Origin of the sequence: Paenibacillus ihumii, from assembly GCF_001403875.1 — a bacterium.
GTDB lineage: Bacteria > Bacillota > Bacilli > Paenibacillales > Paenibacillaceae > Fontibacillus > Fontibacillus ihumii.
On sequence record NZ_LN884297.1, the window covers coordinates 164,870 to 179,427 of the forward strand.

The following is a 14,558-nucleotide window of genomic DNA, read 5'->3' on the forward strand; positions in this document are numbered from 1 at the left end:
GCTACCTCCTCCGTTCTTTCACCAACTTCATTAGCTCGTCCAAATCTTTTTCGCTTAATTCCTTCCCATCGTACAAAGTATTTACAAAACTTACAAAGGAATTTCCGTGATATTGCTTAATAAAATTACCTGTTTCGAACTTAAGGTAGTCTTCTTTCGTTACCAATGGAAAATACGTGCGCTCTTTACCGATTTTCTCTGTTTTTAAAAATCCCCGTTCAACGAGACGAAGCATTAACGAGATAACTGTAGGGGCTTTCCATTCTTTCTCATTACCTAATTGCTCCATAATAATCTTTGTTGTTAATGGTGGATCGTTTGACCATACCACCTTCATAATTTCAAATTCAGCATCAGGTATCTTTTTCAACTGACTCACGTTCTCTCTCCTTCCTATCACTAGCCTGCCGATTATCGATATTAGACAATTGCCTATAATTGTATTTTACATTTGCCTAAAATAAAGTCAAGTGATCTTCCTGCATTTATATAAAATCTTCACTAGGATTTTTGAGGACACTTAAAAATATTGATCCAGCAGCCTACTGCGGAATTGTTCACTATAAAAACCTTAACTAAGAAAGCGACTGTTTTAAATATACGGCATGGTGTTGGTGGATAGTCAAAGTACCCTATAAAATTCAATTGGCCCGCTAGTTTGGAAAGGTTACACTAAGTTAGCCAATAAAATAAGCCCCCTCATTTTGAGGGGGCTTATTACCTATAGATCATTATCTGAGTATAAATGTTGGCAAAGTGTTGGCTGAGTATAATATAAATCGCTCAAAACCTTAATATATCAAGGTTCCAAGCATCTTTACATCATGCCGCCCATGTTGTTTATCGATTCATCCATATTCACTGGAATTCGAATAACCCTACTATTCAAAGAAGATATCAATTTAAACAAAATTATTGTTCGCCTATGTTCGCCTACACCAATCACATAGGCATCTTCATATTCATGGTACATGCGAAATTTGATCGCCTGACCGCTTCCTTTGCGCCTCGATAATAAAACGGCCTATCTGCACCTTTTCCTGATCGTCAAGCTCAACACGCTGCCTCTTCGTCTCTTCCCTCTGTTGCCGCTGGGCTGCCATTACATCCCCCTAATACTGAGTCCAGTAATCGTCCGTACCGCTCTAAGAGCGGGGGTTACTATCAAGCTATAACAAATAAGATGAGATCAAAAATTCCATATGGTACAAACCTTAATACGCTCACTAAAAATGAGATTCTTGATGCGCATATTGAAGCTTATAAAAAACTTTGGGAAAGTACAGATGATGAAGTTTGGGAATTCCTTTATAAATTTGCATTAAACAAACAATATGAGTGATAATCTATATAGGGGGCGGCATATGCTCGCCCCTTTTTCTCAATAAAATTAGGAGGATAAGAAATGGAAGTAATCAATAGAATAAGTTTCTTTATTGATTATTCGTACTCTAAACAAATTGAAAGTTTTTTCAATGAATTTGGCATTACGGTTATCTCACCTGAAAAAGGGAGTCGTACAACTGAAATAAGGTATTTAGTTCCGATTACCTTCAAACCTACTGAAGATATGACCGATAAGATTAGAATTATATACAATAAATTGATCAATTTTTTCCCAATTACCGGGATCGGAGAAGCAATTTTCTTTAACTGCGATAACGATGATTATAATAAAGCACCGTTTTTTGCTGTAAACTCAACTGGAAATTCAGCTAGTGCTAATTTATTTGATACCAAAACCCCTATGATAAAGGAGACCTTCTGTAATGCCTGTGGGCTTAAATTACAATCCTTAGAATCAAATCTGGTAATTGATACCTCAAAGTTAAGAAAAAAATATATGATCAACGTTGACAGTATGTTTTGGGTTATTTCTGAAGAAATGGCGAGACTTATGTCAGAGTGGAAAATTACAGGATATCAGTTGAAAGAGGTTATTCATCATGGAAAAGCAGAAAATTATGTACCTGCCTATCAACTTATTATTAATAATAATATGCCGCCGCTAAGTCAAAAATCTAAAAGCTACCATTTTGTGTCAGAGCCTGAAGGAAAATGTGATGTCTGTGGTATTAAAGGAAAAGTGAATTATCCTTATCTTTATGAAACGTCAGATATTAAAACTTGTACAAATGATCTGTATTTATTAAATGAATCGGTTAGTAATGGAAGCTTCGTTTATCAACCCCTATTTATAAGTCAACGCTTCAGAACATTACTTATTGAACAAGGAGTAACTAGGGATATAAGGAGTGTATATGACAGTAACTATGGATCTAAAGATTGGTATATGACTCCTGTATTTCTAGATCATTATTGAAAGTTTTGCCGATGATTTACTGGCCTCTCTGATTTAGTCTCTGTTCTTTTAAAGTGCATCTTTTACCTACATTAGCCTTGTAGTTTAAACAATAAATAAGGAGCCCCGCCAGCGATAATAAAAGCGGCAATCGCCAAGATAAAAGCCCCGGCGAATGTTCGCCAGAGCCACTTTTGACCATCTTCGATACGATTTAATCTTTCATGTGCAGATTTAGCAGATGATAGAGCTTTTACCGCAGTTTCGTTCGCCGATATTGCCCTATCTAGTTTTTCATTCATGTTGTCCACAGTAGTTTCTACCCTTCTGATTCGCTGTAACATTTCGGCTTGTACTCCATCCATCCCCCTACCCCCATTTCAATATGAATAGCCACCGGATCGGCTCCGAGGGCATGAAAAAAAGCACCCAAAAGGGTGCTTCTTTCTAAGTATTTTTTTTAATCAACTGGATAATTAATAAATACCAGTTGATATCCTTCGTACATTTTAAACTCTCCCATTTGTTCAACGACAAGATAAACAGTAGCACCATTTGGAATAATAAAACCATTCCAATGTATAGAATGATGTGGTTTGCTCATCGCATAGAGCATATCAGTTTCAAAACCATCAGCATATTTAATCATAAAACCAACTAGATGATTGACGTTCCCTTGGTTTAAAAAACCTGAAGCATATACAGCTCCGCCGGTATTATTTTTCCACGAATACCAATCTTGATCAGTGCTGTTGGATATAAATAAATTATATTCAGTTCGGGGAATAAGAGTTATTGCTGTTGCTTTAGTATCACCTAACCCCGTTACAGCACCTGCAGGCGACGAGAATGTTAGTAATAGCACAGATGTGAAAAGAACTGTTAATATCTTCTTAAATTTCATGTTCTTCCACCCTTTACAGTTTATTTGAATCGCTAGATTCGACTCTATTATAATCGCTTGCTAACTTCAATTGAATCCAACGAAATTACCATATGCTAGGATGTTTTGTTTATGTTTGGATTTTTTCCACAAAAATTCGCCTTGAGGCGCTGTCTCTACGCATATTCAATATCAGTAATCTGCTGGTACTGCTGCGGCGTAATCATCTTAGCTACTACAAACATCTTTAGGTTCTCAGGTGTGTACGCCGGATGGCCATTGTCGTAAAATCGCTTGATCGATGAGAACCACATCACTCAGCACCTCCTTTCAGTGCTACAACTTCCAGAAGCAGATTACCGACGGTATCCTCCAGCGTTGCAATTGTGGCCTTGTCAGCAGCGTTTTCTAGTAACAAGTTTGCGAGGTCAGATTCGAGCGATTTTACTTGTTCCAACAAAGGTAACTCCTGCTCCGGATTGGCCACTGTCTGCACAGCGGCGTTATACTCTTCTAGCGTTATTTCAGTGGCCCCATCAGGGATATCGCTACCGTCTGGCATCCCTACATACGCCACAAATCGGTCTCCTTCTTTTAAAACATAAGCAGATGTAAGTGCACAAATATCAATACCTGAATAAATATATCGAATGGTAACTCATTCAATAATTTCCACATTTTCCGTTAACTTTAGATACATATCAGATCCCCCTTTTAGAATTGAGTACGTGGATACAACTCCCGACCATATATATATTTATAAATATTCTTAGAAAGATGTCGCCTCTCTACCTGCGATTCCGCCAAGGTGGTGGTTGTCTTGTAGATAGTGCCATCGGTTCTTACAAAAGCCATCCTATCCTGCCGCTCCAAACACACGAACATACCCAACCCTTCATCCCATAAAACATTATCATAGCCGGTATATTCTAGGGCGACCGTCCTGATCAGCGCGCCGTTACTAGCATTTAGAAACTCCAGCCTTCCATCCGCCCACAAACAAACCAAAACATTCCCATTTGTAGCTATGTCTCTAGTAAACTGTTCATAACGTTCCCTTTCAGTTTCCCACACCTTAACACCTAACGTTGTATATTTAGCTATACGGTGGTAATAACCACTTGCATATATCCTATACAACGTAAAGAAATACTGACCGTCCGGGGAAATAACAGGAAAATCATACGCGAATGTATCAGCAGATTCATATATCGGAACCATATTTTTGTTTAAAACAACGATCTTGTTAAGGTTGTTCCGAAATAATATGTTCTTGTGGGAATCCAAAGTTACCTTCAAATAAGAACCATTTGCCATTGACAGATATGCCTGAATTCTAGCAATCATATCTGATGTCTCTTGCATAACGTCTTCTATATTAGTTTGTATCTGGCCTATTTTTTGTGCTAAAACTGGAAATGTATCGCTCCCTGATGCCGGTACTCCTTTGCCAGTAATAGCGGAAGCGATCTGTGTTTTCCCATTACTGACATTTGTAAAAAGCTCGTTTATTGCGGCTACAGCATTACCCTTGGCTGTTGTGAGTAGATTCGACAGCGTCCCGACTGCATTGTCGACGGTGTCTTTCCGAGCAATATCGTCGGCAGCAGCAGGTGCAGCCACTTTAGCCCGGCCAGCAGCATCTCGGAGGATTAGGCGGTTTGCTGTAGCTGTTGAGACAGCCCCGTGCACTGACGTCAAATTCGCGTGAGCATCTACCTTACTTTGTGCGCCGCTCGGCGTCTCTGCAGCTGCCGCCGCCGCATTAGCCGCATTTGCGGTGTTTTGCGCTGCAGTTGCCGTATCAAAAGCCGATTTGACTGCCCGCGGTGTTGCCGCCAGTGCTTCACTTGTACTATTCGTTGCATTCGACAGTTGCACAATCCCTGCTTCCGTTAACGAGGCCGTTGGAACCTCAAACTGATCCACATCCGTACGCAACTGATTAATTTCTCGCCCAATGTTGTTGAAGTCATCCGGCTTCACCGTATCCGTTAATGTCCAATCTGTTTTTGCCATGAATGAATACCTCCGCTTTTTATAGTTCATAGCAGCTAATTCTTATCTCAGCTACATTCATTCTATAAAAAGCACAGCGTAAATATTGGCCTTATTGCGGACAGTAAGAGGACATGGGGAGGACAAAAAAATCGCTTTAGGAAGGCATTCTGATCATTATCTACACCCTTCGTTTTAGCAGTTTACCATCATGGCAAGGTGTCTTGCAGGAAATGTGATTTTTTATGTGATTAAATAGAAAAAGGCTCCCTTTCGGGAGCCTTTAATCATGCACTATTACAGGGTTTTTGAACCCCTTATTACATCATGCCGCCCATTCCGCCCATGCCGCCCATGTCCGGAGCGCCGCCTTTTTCCGGTTCAGGTTTGTCTGCGATTACTACCTCTGTAGTCAGGAACAGACCTGCTACGGATGCAGCATGCTGCAGCGCGGAGCGAGTAACCTTCGCAGGGTCAACGATACCTGCTTCGATCATGTTCACCCACTCGCCAGTAGCAGCGTTGAAGCCGATGCCTGGTTGTTCTTTCTTCAGGCGATCCACGATAACGGAGCCTTCCTCGCCTGCGTTCGCAGAAATCGTACGAATCGGCTCTTCCAGAGCACGCAGCACGATGTTCACGCCTGTTTTCTCGTCGCCTTCTACTTGGAGCGCAGCTACAGCATTGTATACGTTCACGAGGGCTACACCGCCGCCGGATACGATACCTTCTTCAACAGCCGCACGAGTAGCGTTCAATGCGTCTTCAATGCGCAGCTTGCGCTCCTTCAATTCAGTCTCGGTAGCTGCACCGACTTTAACTACGGCTACGCCGCCAGCCAGTTTAGCCAGACGCTCTTGCAGCTTCTCTTTGTCGAATTCGGAAGTGGTCTCTTCCAATTGCGTACGGATTTGGTTAACGCGAGCTGTAATGTCAGCTTTGTCCCCGCTTCCGTCAACGATCGTAGTGTTCTCTTTCGTAACGATAACTTGGCGAGCGTTACCCAGCTGCTCTACGCTGGTGCTTTTCAGATCCAGTCCAAGCTTCTCGGTAATCACTTGGCCGCCTGTCAGAGCAGCGATATCCTGCAGCATTGCCTCGCGGCGGTCACCGAAGCCAGGCGCTTTCACCGCAACAGCGTTGAACGTACCGCGCAGCTTGTTCACGATCAGCATCGCTTGTGCTTCGCCCTCGATGTCCTCAGCAATGATCAAGAGCGGTCTGCTTTGCTGTACGATTTTCTCCAGGATTGGCAGAATCTCTTGCGTGCTGCTGATTTTCTTATCCGTAATCAAGATGTACGGGTTCTCCAGAACGGCTTCCATCTTATCCGTATCCGTAATCATGTACGGGGAAATATAACCGCGATCGAACTGCATTCCTTCTACAACCTCTAACTCAGTATAGAAGCCGCGGGATTCTTCAACGGTAATTACGCCGTCTTTGCCAACTTTCTCCATCGCTTCAGCGATCAGCTCGCCGACTTCCTCGTCGCCAGCAGAGATAGCCGCAACTTGAGCGATCGACTGCTTGCCTTCGATGGATTTAGAAATCTTCTGCAGTTCTTCTACCGCAGCGCGAACCGCTTTGTCGATCCCTTTGCGCAGTCCGATTGGGCTTGCGCCTGCAGTAACGTTCTTCAAGCCTTCACGGATCAGCGCTTGCGCCAATACAGTAGCTGTCGTCGTACCGTCACCGGCTACATCATTCGTTTTCGTTGCTACTTCTTTAACGAGCTGAGCGCCCATGTTCTCGAACGCATCTTCCAGTTCGATTTCTTTAGCAATCGTTACACCGTCATTCGTGATCAGCGGGCTGCCGAATTTTTTCTCCAATACCACATTGCGGCCTTTCGGTCCAAGCGTTACTTTAACTGCATTTGCCAAAGCATCTACTCCGCGCAGCATCGCACGGCGAGCATCTTCATTGAATTTAATCTCTTTTGCCATAATTCAATTACCTCCCTGAATGATTGTGGATTTGCTCTTTATTCATAAGGTCAGGCTGATGTACGCTTAACCCACGATCGCGTGGATGTCGCTCTCTTTCATAATTAAGTATTCTTTGCCTTCGTATTTGATTTCAGTTCCCGCATATTTGGAGAACAGTACGCGGTCGCCTTCCTTCACTTCCAATGGAACACGTACCCCGTCCTTCAATGCTCCGCTGCCTACGGCAACGACTTTACCTTCCTGCGGCTTTTCCTTCGCTGTGTCTGGCAGCACGATGCCAAATGCAGTCGTTTCCTCTTGCTCAATCGGTTCTACCAGTACACGTTCACCTAAAGGTTTGATCATGAAAATGTCCTCCTTTAAATATGTTTTGTTGAATTTAATAACGTAATCATGTGTTAGCACTCGATACACAGTAGTGCTAACAACCACTTTTTATGATACTCAAAATGTGCTCGGATTTCAAGTTCCCTGCTGCATTTTTTTCGCATTTCCATTGGATTTGTTTAGTGCGCCCTATTCATCATATCCTCTTGTATCTATAAATATTCCAAATGGCTCTTTCAATTCATGGTAGTTTTTCTTGTGATATAACGATGCAGTAGACTCCGATGCTTAATCTCTCTTGAGCTTAAAAAACACATCTTCCAGCCTGGAAGATGTGCTTCTCATGACGTCATGCGTCCATTTATTTATATTGGGCCTCCCGCTCCGCGTCCGCTGCCAGCAGCTTGCGGTGCACGCGCGCAGAGAGGATCACGCTGATTTCATACAGGATGATGAGCGGAATAAGCACTAGAAAAGCGGAGAGAAAATCCGCCGGCGTAATCATGACGGAAATTACCACTAGTGCAAAGTACGCCACTCGCCTCATTTTCCGCAGCAGCCTTGGCGTTAAAATTCTAAGCTGCGTCAAAAACAGGATGACAATCGGCAGCTCAAAGAGCAGCGAAATCGGAATAATGATATTAAACAAAAACTTAAAATAATCAGCCATTCCGTAGGTCTCAATGAGACCGAGCTCCGCATTTAACTCGCCGGTAAACGACATAGCCAGCGGAAACACGACATAATACCCGAATGCGATCCCGATCAGGAAGCACAGGAACACATAAGGTATGTATTTAAGCGTTGCCTTCCGTTCGGCTGACCGCAAGCCCGGGCTGACGAACGCCCATACTTGATACAGCGTGAAGGGAAGTGTTACGCCCAGCGCAACCATCATCGCTATTTTCATATATACGCCAACGCCATCCCAGAAGGAGAAGGCATTCAGGTTAATCTTCACGCCTGAAAGGGCATTGACCGTGACATAATTATAGATGGGTTTAACTACGAAGAAAGCGGCAACCAGTACGAAAACAAATACGAACAGTACCCAAAACAACCGGCGGCGAAGTTCCGTTAAATGTTCAACTACACTTTGCTGCGTCTCTTCAGCCATATGCCGTCCTCCCCGACTCCTAAATTACTCAAAACATACAAAATCCTTCCCGAAGGAAGGGATCGCACCGAACTATCATGCTCCTTGCTGCAAAAGATCCTCTTAATCCGGCAGCCTTCTATCCTCTGCTTTTGACGATTCTTGAACAGAAGCCGGGAGCTCCTTCGGAGGCTGAGGCTTGCTGTCTTGAGGCTGATCCTCCATAATGTCCCGCGTCGCATCCTTGAATTCCTTGAAGGTCCGCCCTACGACGCGCCCAAGCTCAGGAAGCTTATTGGGCCCGAATATAATTAGCGCTGCGATGATAATCAATAACAAACCGCCTGCACTCATGCTGATCCCCCTTCCAAAAGCAGTTTAAAAATGTAGATTTTCATTTCTTCTCACATTTCATTCATACGCCCACATCATACCATAACTAGTAACACAGTAACAGTGAAATTCACTCCTGGGCCTCAGCCGCATTTGAACCCCGGGCTTGCAGCTACAGCCGGAATTGCCCCGTAACCATCAGCAGTGCCTCGGGCAGCTGGTCCATAATGGCTGCCAAATTCTCGTGAACTCCTTTTGGCGTGCCAGGCAGATTCACGATCAGCGTCCGGCCGCGAATGCCCACGATGCCGCGAAACAGCATGCCTGCGGGGTTCTTCTGCATGACCGAGTAGCGCATCGCTTCAGCCATGCCCGGCACCTCGCGCTCGATTACCCGGCGCGTGGCCTCCGGCGTTACATCCCGGATCGCCAGCTCCGTCCCTCCGGTAGTAAGCACTAAGTCTGCTTGAAAATAATCTGTCATCTCAATTAATGCCGCTATAATCTCATCCGGTTCATCGGGAACGATGCGGTATTCTATAATTTCCCCGCCGAGCTCTTCCTCTACAAGTTCCCGGATCACCTGGGCGCTCGTATCCTCGCGTTCCCCCCGGGAACCTTTATCGCTTGCCGTCAGGATCGCCGTTTTCCAAACCATGAAGTCACCCTCCTCATCCACATTAGGAACTCCGTTATTTATGTCTGAATTTAAATCCTTATTTAATGACGACTTATATTTATAATTATAGAAGCAATAATTTAAAGCTCAGATAAATAGTCTCCGCTTTTTCCTCCCGTTTTGCTGCGAAGCAGGGTGGGGCCGATGACCATATCCTTTTGCAGCGCTTTGCACATGTCGTACACCGTCAGCGCCGCAGCCGATACCGCTGTGAGCGCCTCCATCTCCACGCCTGTCTTGCCTTCCGTCTTCACGGTAGCCTCCACATACAGCTCATTATGACCGTTATCCGTAAAAATGAGGTTGACCCCCGTCAACGGCAGCGGATGGCACATGGGAATCCAGTCAGAGGTCCGCTTTGCCCCCTGAATCCCGGCAATTTGCGCTACGGCAAGGACGTCTCCCTTGCCAACCTTGCCTTCCTTTATAGCGCGAAGCGTGTCCGGGTGCATCGTAATCGTCGATACCGCAGCGGCGGTACGGACCGTCACCTGCTTCCCCGAAATATCGACCATGTTGGCTCTGCCTTGCTCGTTAAAATGAGTCCATTTCCCTTCCCGGGATTCCGAAGACATTATCGTTCACTACTTTCATTAATATATATTGTACCGGAGGACGTAAACAGCAGGTCTACCCTGAAGTCATGCGGCTCCATGGGAATATGATCCCTTAATATCTGTTCCTGGTAAGCCATCGCTGCGATGACTGGACCTGCGCCGGCCCCCGGATTTAAACAACTCATAAAGCGGTCGTAATATCCTCCCCCGAAGCCGATTCGTCCGCCTGCTCTATCATAAGCGAGTCCGGGAACCACGACAAGGTCGATCTCTCCCAGACGGCTCTCGGGCCAAATCTCCGTATGCTCCCCCGGCTCGGGGATTCCCCAGGCCCCCGGCAGCAAATCGCCGGCCTTCTTCAGTTCATGAAGGGTAAACCGGCTATTCCCGGCCACCTTCGGAACAAGTACACGATCCCCCTGCCGCCAGCAGCTGTTCATCAATTCACTTGTATCGGGCTCATCCCGAAATGAGGCATAAATAAAAACCGTAAGCGGCCTATTTAGCTTAATGCGCAGCGGCCCCAAAATTTCCCGTTCCGCCAGCAGGCTGGCCGCCTTGGACTGCTCCTGCCGCGACAGCTCCGAAATTTGTGACCGGCGGAGCTTCATCTCTTGGCGCAGCCGATGTTTGAGATCCGGGATATCCGTCATAATCAATCCCTCATAGAGTAATATATTCTCATCTAGTTTATCATTGTTGAAGCAAAATGAAAACTAAAGCGATTTCTGAAAAAATATCATGAATTCGCCCGTTTTCATAGCATTGGAACCCTTGTACTCCACAAGGTGAAAGACAAATGCAATACGCTGCAGTTTCATGTACACTAAAAACATAGAAAGAAAAAGCGGAGGATACAGAAGTTATGCTACTTCAAGCGACTAATATTACGAAACGATATGGTGTTACCGAAATACTTCATGGCATTAACCTACAAATTTTAGAGCGGGACCGCATTGGCCTTGTTGGCGTCAACGGAGCCGGAAAATCAACGCTATTGCAAATACTTGCTCAAGAATTGTCCTACGATGAGGGGCAAATTTTTAAGGCAAAGGAAACTACGATCGGCTATCTCGCCCAGAATAGCGGGCTGCAATCAGAGCTCACCATCTGGGAGGAAATGCTGAACGTCTTTGCTCCCCTGCTGGAGGCGGAACGCGAGCTCCGCACCATGGAGCAGGAAATCGCTGACCTGGCCGAGCATGGCGTTGAAGATAGAACCTACCGGGATTTGCTGGAGCGCTATGCCCGCAAACAAGACTGGTTCAAGGATAACGGCGGATACGAGATCGAGACTCGCATCCGCAGCGTGCTGCACGGCATGGGCTTCGGCAGCTTCCCGCCGGATACGCTTATTTCAACGCTGAGCGGCGGGCAGAGAACCCGGCTCGCTTTGGCCCGGATTCTGCTTCAGGCCCCCGATTTGCTCATGCTTGACGAGCCGACTAACCATTTGGATATCGAGACCTTAACCTGGCTGGAGGATTATTTGCGAAATTATGCCGGGGCGCTGCTGATCGTCTCCCATGACCGTTATTTCCTCGATCGGCTCGTCACAGCCATCGTTGAAATCGAGCGCCATCAATCGAAACGATACACAGGCAACTACACCCGTTATATCGAACTCAAGGCAGCCGAATACGAGAGCCAGATGAAATTGTACGAGAAGCAGCAGGACGAAATTTCCCGCATGGAGACATTCATTCAACGCAACATCGTCCGCGCCTCGACGACGAAACGGGCCCAAAGCCGCCGCAAGGCTCTAGAGAAGATGGAAATCATGGAGCGGCCGACCGGGGACCTGAAGCGGGCCAGCTTCTCCTTCGAAGCGGAATATATGACCGGGAAGGATGTGCTGCAGGTCGATGGCCTTTCCTATTCATTTGATGATAACAAGCCGCTGTTTAGCCGTGTCTCTTTCTACTTGCGGCGCGGCGAGACCGTTGCCCTGATCGGTCCCAACGGAATTGGCAAGTCAACCTTGCTCAAAATTCTAACCGGAGATCTCAAAGCCTCTTCCGGATCGATTGTCTGGGGCAGCAAAGTAAAGATCGGATATTATGACCAGGAGCAGACCCATCTCAGTGCGGCAAACACCGTGCTGGAGGAGGTATGGAGCGCCTTTCCGCATATGGAGGAGGCCAGAATACGGACGGTGCTGGGCAACTTTCTCTTCAGCGGCGATGACGTTCAGAAGAAAATTGCGGCGCTTAGCGGCGGAGAGAAAGCAAGGGTGGCGCTGGCCAAGCTGATGCTGCAAAAAGCCAACGTTCTCATTCTCGACGAGCCAACCAACCATCTGGATCTGTTCAGCAAGGAGGTGCTCGAATCGGCCCTTCTCGATTATGACGGAACCCTGCTATTCATTTCGCATGACCGTTATTTTCTTAATAAGATGGCAGAAAGGATCATTGAGCTGCATCCTGACGGCGCCCATCATTTCCTGGGGAATTATGACGACTATTTAGCGAAATTGCAGGAGCTTGCGGAAGAGGAAGACACAGGGCAATCCGCCAAACCTGCTGCGGCTGAACCCGCTTCCCCCGGCAGTGAACCTGCCCCGGCGAAGAATGGCGCTGCCTCATTTGAAGCGGAGAAGCAAGCGAAGCGTGAGGAGCGTATGCGGCAGCGCCGATTGGAACAGCTGGAGCAGTCCATTTCCGAGCTGGAGGAGCAAATCGCGGCAATTGAAGCGGAATTAGCCCTGCCCGAGGTCTATCAGGACTATACAGCCGTGCAGGAGAGACAGCTATTGATCGACAAGCATAAATCGCAACTGATGGCTGCCTATGAAGAATGGGAGTCACTGGCAGAAGCCTGAAAAATATTTTTTTTACATTCACTTAACAATCAATCTAGTTATACACAAGCTTATCCACAAATCCACCTTTGATCAACAATCAAAAACGGCCTCTCAGGCCGTTTTTTCCCTTTAAAAACACTGTTTTTCACAAATTCATGCAGATTATCCACTGAACTGTCCACATTATCCACAGTTTTCAGAAAAAACTTATCCTTTTTCTCATAAAATGATCAATCTCTTGGTACGCAAGCTTTCATTCTTTTTTCATTAAGTTAGTCTACAATCTGTGGATAACTTTGTCCACATCTTGACAGACAAACATATTTTATAGTAGCGGCAGAGTTCTTTCCCCTAGTTCTTGCTTCCCTAATTTACTGGGTCACTTTCCTCTTACGCCGCTTAGATGCCTGTAATCATTTCTTAGAATCCTATAGCTGGGAAATAGCCGGGTTGCCTGTAAACTTTGCCCCCTACACTCCTGCATCACTCCCTCCCTGCAGCGAGCATAATTACCTTATCACCTATTACTTAATAACCAAATTATGTTTCATAGAACATTAGAAGAAATAGACACCCCCGTCTATAAGCCTATTGCTAGAAATAGTGGCAATTATTATCATCTTTATAGATTTTTTAGTCCCTGTAAGCGAACAACCGGAATTTAATTAAAGAGAGACTATATTATTTTGGAGCATGATGCATTGTAATCATGAAAGGAGAAAATCATATGAAAACCGTAAAAACTGCTTCACTCTTCCTTCTAAGCCTTAGTTTGATTTATTTGGGGGGATGCCAGGGCGGCGGCTCTGGACAAGCCTCCTCCTCAGGCCAGACGCCGGCCTTCCAAGAATCCTCCCTTCCTGGCGGCGGCATCGCTTTCCCGCATAATGAACGAATCCATCTCTCGACCGACCAAAAATGGGTGGCCAGCGAAGGACATTTGTCGGACCTGATCCGCCTGCAATGGACAGCGGATCGCGCCAAGCCGGCCATATCCTGGGCAGATGAGAAAGGAGTAGATAAAACAGCAATCGTGTCCCATGACAAAGCGAACAATCCGGAGCAGCGTGATCATAAGCATATCTCCATCGAAACGACGATGTCCCCTGACGGCAAATACAAAGATCAGCTGTTTACCCGTTTAGAAATTCCTTATGATACCGATGTGTCCGAAATTCGCACCCATTCCTCCAACTTTAATGTCATGGATGGAATTTTACGAATCGCTGCCGGAGGGAACCGGGATTTGCAATTTGCTAAGACGGGCAAAGACAATGCTACCACTCCGCTTTGGAGTCTCCGAGCTAACGGCTCTGAGCTTAAAGGCAATAACGCCGGAGGCGACTTCAGCCTGGTACGCTTCTCAGACGATGGCGAAGCGATCGACAGCTCCCTGTTCGTGAAGCGGAGCGACGGAAATATCGGCGTCGGTACCAATGACCCGCAGAGCAAGCTGGATGTGAACGGAAACGGCATAACGATTCGCGAGCCGAAAACCCCCGCTTCCTCCAAAGCTCCCGGCAATAAGGGAGACATCGCTTGGGACGAGAATTACATTTACGTTTGTGTTGCCAAAGATACATGGAAACGGATGGAGCTGTCCTCCTGGTAATGGCTGCCCGCTGGAT

At 46.0% G+C, this 14,558-nt stretch carries 18 protein-coding genes; 4 read left to right on the forward strand and 14 right to left on the reverse strand.

Going from position 1 to position 14,558, the window contains the following annotated elements; all coding sequences use genetic code 11:
- Position 1: 1 nt before the first annotated feature.
- A complete protein-coding gene (locus BN2762_RS03520; RefSeq protein ID WP_055105653.1) occupies positions 2-379 on the reverse strand; it encodes a BlaI/MecI/CopY family transcriptional regulator in 378 nt (125 codons plus the stop codon).
- Positions 380-962: 583 nt separating this feature from the next.
- Positions 963-1,103: a hypothetical protein gene (locus BN2762_RS26735; RefSeq protein WP_154674762.1), complete on the reverse strand. Its 141-nt coding sequence runs from the start codon at positions 1,101-1,103 to the stop codon at positions 963-965.
- A gap of 80 nt (positions 1,104-1,183) precedes the next feature.
- On the opposite strand from BN2762_RS26735, the gene BN2762_RS27460 reads away from it, so the two are divergent.
- Positions 1,184-1,342: a hypothetical protein gene (locus tag BN2762_RS27460; protein WP_222861011.1), complete on the forward strand. Its 159-nt coding sequence runs from the start codon at positions 1,184-1,186 to the stop codon at positions 1,340-1,342.
- A gap of 63 nt (positions 1,343-1,405) precedes the next feature.
- Positions 1,406-2,323 carry a hypothetical protein gene (locus BN2762_RS03525; RefSeq protein ID WP_055105654.1) on the forward strand — a complete coding sequence of 306 codons (918 nt, stop codon included), beginning with the start codon at positions 1,406-1,408 and terminating at the stop codon, positions 2,321-2,323.
- Between the two features lie 71 nt (positions 2,324-2,394).
- On the opposite strand, the gene BN2762_RS03530 is transcribed toward BN2762_RS03525, so the two are convergent.
- The 12 genes from BN2762_RS03530 to BN2762_RS03580 form a co-directional block, all read right to left on the reverse strand.
- Positions 2,395-2,667: a hemolysin XhlA family protein gene (locus BN2762_RS03530; RefSeq protein ID WP_055105655.1), complete on the reverse strand. Its 273-nt coding sequence runs from the start codon at positions 2,665-2,667 to the stop codon at positions 2,395-2,397.
- A gap of 95 nt (positions 2,668-2,762) precedes the next feature.
- Positions 2,763-3,206: a hypothetical protein gene (locus BN2762_RS03535; protein WP_055105656.1), complete on the reverse strand. Its 444-nt coding sequence runs from the start codon at positions 3,204-3,206 to the stop codon at positions 2,763-2,765.
- 155 nt (positions 3,207-3,361) lie between these two features.
- A complete protein-coding gene (locus BN2762_RS25750; RefSeq protein ID WP_083484748.1) occupies positions 3,362-3,499 on the reverse strand; it encodes an XkdX family protein in 138 nt (45 codons plus the stop codon).
- Positions 3,499-3,762 carry a hypothetical protein gene (locus BN2762_RS03540; protein WP_055105657.1) on the reverse strand — a complete coding sequence of 88 codons (264 nt, stop codon included), beginning with the start codon at positions 3,760-3,762 and terminating at the stop codon, positions 3,499-3,501. Before BN2762_RS03540 ends, BN2762_RS25750 begins: the two co-directional genes overlap by 1 nt.
- A gap of 137 nt (positions 3,763-3,899) precedes the next feature.
- A complete protein-coding gene (locus BN2762_RS27465; protein ID WP_055105658.1) occupies positions 3,900-5,204 on the reverse strand; it encodes a tail fiber protein in 1,305 nt (434 codons plus the stop codon).
- A 299-nt stretch (positions 5,205-5,503) separates the two neighbouring features.
- Positions 5,504-7,132 carry a chaperonin GroEL gene (gene groL / locus BN2762_RS03550; protein ID WP_055105659.1) on the reverse strand — a complete coding sequence of 543 codons (1,629 nt, stop codon included), beginning with the start codon at positions 7,130-7,132 and terminating at the stop codon, positions 5,504-5,506.
- 66 nt (positions 7,133-7,198) lie between these two features.
- A complete protein-coding gene (groES, locus tag BN2762_RS03555; protein WP_055105660.1) occupies positions 7,199-7,480 on the reverse strand; it encodes a co-chaperone GroES in 282 nt (93 codons plus the stop codon).
- A 343-nt stretch (positions 7,481-7,823) separates the two neighbouring features.
- Positions 7,824-8,579, reverse strand: coding sequence for a twin-arginine translocase subunit TatC (gene tatC, locus BN2762_RS03560; protein ID WP_055105661.1), 756 nt, complete (start codon positions 8,577-8,579; stop codon positions 7,824-7,826).
- A gap of 102 nt (positions 8,580-8,681) precedes the next feature.
- Positions 8,682-8,912 (reverse strand): twin-arginine translocase TatA/TatE family subunit, encoded by a 231-nt coding sequence (locus BN2762_RS03565; protein ID WP_055105662.1) that lies wholly within the window; start codon positions 8,910-8,912, stop codon positions 8,682-8,684.
- Between the two features lie 151 nt (positions 8,913-9,063).
- The gene (locus BN2762_RS03570) at positions 9,064-9,549 is read right to left on the reverse strand and encodes a MogA/MoaB family molybdenum cofactor biosynthesis protein (protein WP_055105663.1); all 486 of its coding nucleotides are present in this window, start codon (positions 9,547-9,549) and stop codon (positions 9,064-9,066) included.
- A 101-nt stretch (positions 9,550-9,650) separates the two neighbouring features.
- The gene (moaC, locus tag BN2762_RS03575; protein WP_055105664.1) at positions 9,651-10,145 is read right to left on the reverse strand and encodes a cyclic pyranopterin monophosphate synthase MoaC; all 495 of its coding nucleotides are present in this window, start codon (positions 10,143-10,145) and stop codon (positions 9,651-9,653) included.
- Positions 10,145-10,780, reverse strand: coding sequence for a 5-formyltetrahydrofolate cyclo-ligase (locus BN2762_RS03580; RefSeq protein ID WP_055105665.1), 636 nt, complete (start codon positions 10,778-10,780; stop codon positions 10,145-10,147). The genes moaC and BN2762_RS03580 overlap by 1 nt, the downstream gene beginning before the upstream one ends.
- Positions 10,781-10,992: 212 nt before the next feature.
- On the opposite strand from BN2762_RS03580, the gene BN2762_RS03585 reads away from it, so the two are divergent.
- Entirely contained in the window at positions 10,993-12,948 is a 1,956-nt protein-coding gene (locus BN2762_RS03585; RefSeq protein ID WP_055105666.1) for an ATP-binding cassette domain-containing protein, read from the forward strand.
- Between the two features lie 709 nt (positions 12,949-13,657).
- On the forward strand, positions 13,658-14,542 hold the full coding sequence (locus tag BN2762_RS03590; RefSeq protein WP_055105667.1) for a hypothetical protein: 885 nt from the start codon (positions 13,658-13,660) through the stop codon (positions 14,540-14,542).
- The last annotated feature ends 16 nt before the right edge of the window (positions 14,543-14,558 follow it).

What these genes read in the sequence shown, in the direction of transcription:
- groL (WP_055105659.1), bottom strand. Translation starts at nt 7,132, where the DNA reads ATGGCAAAAGAGATTAAATTCAATGAAGATGCTCGCCGTGCGATGCTG.
- BN2762_RS25750 (WP_083484748.1), bottom strand. Translation starts at nt 3,499, where the DNA reads ATGTGGTTCTCATCGATCAAGCGATTTTACGACAATGGCCATCCGGCG.
- BN2762_RS03590 (WP_055105667.1), top strand. Translation starts at nt 13,658, where the DNA reads ATGAAAACCGTAAAAACTGCTTCACTCTTCCTTCTAAGCCTTAGTTTG.
- BN2762_RS03530 (WP_055105655.1), bottom strand. Translation starts at nt 2,667, where the DNA reads ATGGATGGAGTACAAGCCGAAATGTTACAGCGAATCAGAAGGGTAGAA.
- BN2762_RS03565 (WP_055105662.1), bottom strand. Translation starts at nt 8,912, where the DNA reads ATGAGTGCAGGCGGTTTGTTATTGATTATCATCGCAGCGCTAATTATA.
- groES (WP_055105660.1), bottom strand. Translation starts at nt 7,480, where the DNA reads ATGATCAAACCTTTAGGTGAACGTGTACTGGTAGAACCGATTGAGCAA.
- BN2762_RS03535 (WP_055105656.1), bottom strand. Translation starts at nt 3,206, where the DNA reads ATGAAATTTAAGAAGATATTAACAGTTCTTTTCACATCTGTGCTATTA.
- BN2762_RS03570 (WP_055105663.1), bottom strand. Translation starts at nt 9,549, where the DNA reads ATGGTTTGGAAAACGGCGATCCTGACGGCAAGCGATAAAGGTTCCCGG.
- BN2762_RS26735 (WP_154674762.1), bottom strand. Translation starts at nt 1,103, where the DNA reads ATGGCAGCCCAGCGGCAACAGAGGGAAGAGACGAAGAGGCAGCGTGTT.
- BN2762_RS03580 (WP_055105665.1), bottom strand. Translation starts at nt 10,780, where the DNA reads ATGACGGATATCCCGGATCTCAAACATCGGCTGCGCCAAGAGATGAAG.
- BN2762_RS27465 (WP_055105658.1), bottom strand. Translation starts at nt 5,204, where the DNA reads ATGGCAAAAACAGATTGGACATTAACGGATACGGTGAAGCCGGATGAC.
- BN2762_RS03525 (WP_055105654.1), top strand. Translation starts at nt 1,406, where the DNA reads ATGGAAGTAATCAATAGAATAAGTTTCTTTATTGATTATTCGTACTCT.
- BN2762_RS27460 (WP_222861011.1), top strand. Translation starts at nt 1,184, where the DNA reads ATGAGATCAAAAATTCCATATGGTACAAACCTTAATACGCTCACTAAA.
- tatC (WP_055105661.1), bottom strand. Translation starts at nt 8,579, where the DNA reads ATGGCTGAAGAGACGCAGCAAAGTGTAGTTGAACATTTAACGGAACTT.
- BN2762_RS03585 (WP_055105666.1), top strand. Translation starts at nt 10,993, where the DNA reads ATGCTACTTCAAGCGACTAATATTACGAAACGATATGGTGTTACCGAA.
- moaC (WP_055105664.1), bottom strand. Translation starts at nt 10,145, where the DNA reads ATGTCTTCGGAATCCCGGGAAGGGAAATGGACTCATTTTAACGAGCAA.